Origin of the sequence: Sphingopyxis sp. KK2 (genome assembly GCF_001990265.1) — a bacterium.
Lineage (GTDB): Bacteria > Pseudomonadota > Alphaproteobacteria > Sphingomonadales > Sphingomonadaceae > Sphingopyxis.
Genome location: NZ_LYVN01000219.1, coordinates 1 through 4,319, shown reverse-complemented (window position 1 = coordinate 4,319; position 4,319 = coordinate 1). Strand labels below are relative to the sequence as shown.

Here is a 4,319-nt window from a genome sequence, read left to right as displayed (position 1 = left end):
CGGCATTACCGTCGCCGGCGACGGTAATGCCGCCATATTCCCACGACGAGGAGAAGATTTTCGGCAGCGCCTCGATATGCTGGATCGGCTTGTAGGTGGTCACCGACCAATAGGGACCGAATTTCGAATCCTCGCAGCGATAGATGGGCGATTCGGCACGAAGCTGGCGCATCGGCTCCTGCCAGCGATCCTCGCTCCAATATTCGGCGCGCGAGACATCGAGGGGATTTTCGATTTCGGGGGCGATACGGACTTGGGTGGCCATGGGCTGCTCCTCTGCGCGGCCGTCTGGCGCGGCCGATTCAGTTGCAGAATGCCACTATTTACAGCTTTGTCAATGTGGGGTGGGTGGCGGCTTTGGGGTGGCTAGCTGCCAGGCGGCTTTCGAACTCCACGCTCCGAAAAGCTGACATTGACAGAGACCGCAAGATTTTGCTCCTTTCCGATCATGGAAGTAACGGCACAATCTCGGCTCAAATTTACGTTGGAGAGATTAGCTACTAGGTCGATCGGCGGCCTAGGAAGGTCATGGGCTGGGCCAAAGCCGAGAGGCGATTCCACGATCGCAATGATTGCATCCAATGTGGGGTTGGATGCGCAAGGCCGGGAAGCGGATTTCCATCCGCTTTCGGCAAAGGACGCACCAATTTGGCTGACGCTCTTTGCAACACAGTCGCTTCACCACGGCGAGCGAACAATTCCAGTGGGCATTCAAGATGAAATTACAGAATGCCTTCGGACACTAGGCCCGGATGCGAAATTTTTCAGCAAAGGGATTTGGCAGCAGACGCGCCGCATGAAACACTATGAACTGGTATGCTCGGAAAGCGGATGGGATCGGCGTCGTCACCAATTGTTGTTTCAAGGGAACAGCGAACCACTACCCCCGATTGACGTGATACAAGACGGAGGCCTCATCGGCTTCGACGATGCTACAGCTTTCATTTTTTGGGTCGAAGAGGACGATTGACTGCCTAATCGGAGCGTCTGCTAATGTCACTGGTGTCGAAAGGCGCGAATGACCGAGTACGGTCGCTTCCCGACATTCTCCGTAGGTGTCTTACCGGCCCTTCTTCCGCCGCCAGAAGCGCCAGTCGCTGCGGCCGCTGAGCACGCCGGCGCGGAAAAGGCGGACCGAAAGGTAGACGACGAGCGCGACCCAGATCGCCTGCCAGCCGAGCGCGAGCAGATGGACGCCGATCGCATCGTCGGTCGCGGCGCGCGCCGCCATCGCGAGCGGCGAGGAGAAGGGGAAGATTTGCGCGAAGGTCGCAAGCCCGCTGCCCGGCGCGCTCGCCGAGGCGGCGCACAGGCTGAACATGCCGACCTGAAAGATGGTGATCGGCAGGCTGAGCATCTGGATTTCGCGCACCGTGCCCGCCTGCGCGCCGACGCCGAGGAAGACGGCGCCGAGCAGCAGGAAGGACATGACGAAATAGGCGAAGCCGATCGCGAGGAAGAAGGGCCAGCCGACCGCGGGGGTGGCCGCCATCGTTGCCGCCGCCTTGCTGGCGCCGCCCGCCGCGGCGATCGCGGCCGGATCCATCTGGGTCACGGCGACGAGCCCGCCGCCGATCGCCATCACCATCCAGAAGGCGATGAACAGCACCGCGACGCCGAGAAAGCCCAGTAATTTGCCGAGGAAGACGCTTTCGAGCGGCACCGCTGCGGCGAGGATCTCGATCACCTTGTTGCCCTTTTCCTCGGCGAGCGAGCTCACCGTCTGGCCGGCGAGGAGCAGGGTGAGCAGGAAGATGACGAAGACCGCGCCGAAGCCGAGCGACTGCTGCGCCGCAATGCTGGTGCCCCCGCTCGACAGGCTTTCGAACTTCGGCGTGACGGCGGGCAGCGGGCCGGCGGTGCGGCTGCGCAGCGCCTCGCCCGCGAGCAGCGCGAGATAGCGGCCCGAGCTGCTGCCCGGCTCGCGCTCGACGATGCGCGGGGTTTCGAGCGCGCCGCTGAGCACCGCATAGGTGTCGCTGCCCTTTTCGCGCGCGATCGCGATCGGATCTTCGGTCGCGGGGCTGGCGGCGCGCAGCTCGAGCAGCGCGGGTTCGCGCGGCATTGCGGTGCGCAGCCGCGCGTCGACCGCGCGCAGCGCCTCGATATCTTTCGCATCGACGATCGCGACGAGGCGGCCGGCGCCGCGCGCGCTGTCGGCGAGCTGCGATGCGCCCATGCCGCCCGCGAGCCCCATGCCGACCATGAACAAGGGCGCGAGCAGGAAGAGCAGGAAAGTCGGGGTGGCGACGATCGCGAGGAAATCGCGCCGCGCGACGACGACCATATTCTTGAGGAAGGCGTTCATGCGCTGACCTCTTCACTCGCTTCGACGGCGGCATCGGCGGTGAAGCCCGCGTCGACCTGGCGGACGATATGGACGAAGGCGTCGTGGAGCGCCGGGCGGCTGATCGACAGGCCGGTGACGCCGAAATGGCTCGATGTGATGCGCGAGAGCAGGGGTTCGACGTCCTTGTCCAGAATCGCAAAATGCCAGGCCTCGCCTCGCCGCTCGGCGCCGGCGGGGAGCAGCGCGGCGACCGCATCGGCGCCGACCTCGGCGCGCGGGGTATAGCGGACCTGCATGGGAAGCAGCGCGCGCGCGTCGTCGACGCTCCCCTCGAAGCGCCGCTGCGACCGCGCGATGATCGCGAGCCGGTCGCACAGCCGTTCGGCATGCGCCATGACGTGGGTCGAAAAGAGGATCGTCGCACCGCGGTCGCGCTCGCGCCGGACGAGCATTTCGAGCCGTTCCTGGTTGACCGGGTCGAGCCCCGAGAAGGGCTCGTCGAGCACGATGAGGTCGGGGGCGTGGACGATCGAGCCGATGAGCTGGACCATCTGTGCCATGCCCTTCGACATCTTGCGGATCTTTTCGTCGATGACGCGCTCGAGCCCGAGTTCGGTCATGAAGGTCGCGGCGCGGCGGCGGCCTTCGGACCAGTCGAGCCCGCGCAGCGCGCCCATGAAGGCGATCGCCTCGCGCGCTTTCATGCCGGGATAGAGGCCGCGCTCCTCGGGCAGGTAGCCGATGCGGTGGCGCACCGATTGCGGCTTGTGTCCGCCGAGCAGGCGGCTCGCCCCCGCGTCGGGATCGATGATGCCCAATGTCATGCGCAGGCTGGTCGTCTTGCCCGCGCCATTGGGGCCGAGCACGCCATAGATGCTGCCCGTCGGGACCTGCAGGCTGACGTCGTCGACCGCCTTGAACGCTTCATAATATTTGGTGAGGCCAAGGGCCTCGACGGCGAGATCGGTCAAAAGCTGGTCCTGCAAAATGTCTCTGCCGCCCCTATGACATGCAAAGCCGGCTCGCGTATAGGGCGGCAATGGTTGCCGAAGCCTTGCCCCCTCCCATTGGCACGATCGAGCAGCGGCTCGAAGCCGTGGCGCGCGAGCATGGCTTCGTCGCCTTCGGCATCGCGCGCGCCGATGCGGCGCCGCTGACCGCCGCGCGGCTCAACGCCTGGCTCGCCGACGGCAGCCATGGCGAGATGATCTGGATGGAAAGCCGCGCCGAGCAGCGCGGGTCGCCGCGCGGGCTGTGGCCCGAGGTGAAGTCGGTGATCGCGCTGGGGATGAGCTATGCGCCCGAGGTCGATCCGCTCGCCCTCGCGGCGCATCCCGACCGCGGCCGGATTTCGGTCTATGCGCAGGGCGCCGACTATCATGACGTCGTCAAGAAGGCGCTGAAACATGTCGCGCGCTGGCTGGTGGCCGAGGCCGAGGGCGCCGAGGTCAAGGTGTTCGTCGACACCGCGCCGGTGATGGAAAAGCCGCTGTCGGCGGCGGCGGGGCTCGGCTGGCAGGGCAAGCATACCAACATGGTCAGCCGCGAGCATGGCAGCTGGCTGTTCCTCGGCGCGATCTATACGACGCTCGACCTCGCGCCGGCGGTGCCGGGGTGCGATACATGCGGCAGCTGCGCCGCATGCCAGGACGCGTGCCCGACGCAGGCCTTTCCCGCGCCGTACCGGCTCGATGCGCGGCGCTGCATCTCCTATCTGACGATCGAGCATGCGGGGTCGATCCCCGAGGAATTTCGCCGCGCGATGGGCAACCGCATCTATGGCTGCGACGATTGCCTCGCGGTGTGCCCGTGGAACAAATTCGCCGACGCCGCGGCGCGGAACAAGGCGTTCCTGCCGCGCGCCGAACTCGTCGCGCCGTCGCTCGGCGACTTGCTCGCGCTCGGCGATGCCGAGTTCCGGCAGGTGTTCGCGGGGTCGCCGATCAAGCGCATCGGGCGCGGGCGGATGGTGCGCAACGCGGCGATCGCGGCGGGGAACAGCGGCGATGCGCGGTTCCGGCCGGCGCTC

General features: G+C 66.1%; 4 protein-coding genes and 1 pseudogene. 2 read left to right on the top strand and 3 right to left on the bottom strand.

Going from position 1 to position 4,319, the window contains the following annotated elements:
• Positions 1–265 (bottom strand): annotated as a pseudogene (locus B1A78_RS20670) (cytochrome P450); the annotation flags it as partial.
• 183 nt (positions 266–448) lie between these two features.
• Between B1A78_RS20670 and B1A78_RS20665 the strand changes: the two are divergent.
• A complete protein-coding gene (locus B1A78_RS20665) occupies positions 449–970 on the top strand; it encodes a hypothetical protein (protein ID WP_077148749.1) in 522 nt (173 codons plus the stop codon).
• A 90-nt stretch (positions 971–1,060) separates the two neighbouring features.
• Here the strand turns inward: B1A78_RS20665 and B1A78_RS20660 are convergent, their stop codons facing one another.
• Both B1A78_RS20660 and B1A78_RS20655 read right to left on the bottom strand, forming a co-directional pair.
• Positions 1,061–2,308, bottom strand: coding sequence for an ABC transporter permease (locus B1A78_RS20660; RefSeq protein ID WP_077148748.1), 1,248 nt, complete (start codon positions 2,306–2,308; stop codon positions 1,061–1,063).
• Entirely contained in the window at positions 2,305–3,261 is a 957-nt protein-coding gene (locus B1A78_RS20655; protein ID WP_077148750.1) for an ABC transporter ATP-binding protein, read from the bottom strand. The genes B1A78_RS20660 and B1A78_RS20655 overlap by 4 nt, the downstream gene beginning before the upstream one ends.
• Positions 3,262–3,329: 68 nt before the next feature.
• Here B1A78_RS20655 and queG point away from each other — a divergent pair.
• The coding region (gene queG, locus B1A78_RS20650) for a tRNA epoxyqueuosine(34) reductase QueG (protein WP_077148747.1) at positions 3,330–4,319 on the top strand (990 nt) is incomplete at its 3' end.

Bases quoted from the DNA above. Each gene is read 5' to 3' on its own strand.
- B1A78_RS20665 (WP_077148749.1), top strand. From the start codon at position 449: ATGGAAGTAACGGCACAATCTCGGCTCAAATTTACGTTGGAGAGATTA.
- B1A78_RS20660 (WP_077148748.1), bottom strand. From the start codon at position 2,308: ATGAACGCCTTCCTCAAGAATATGGTCGTCGTCGCGCGGCGCGATTTC.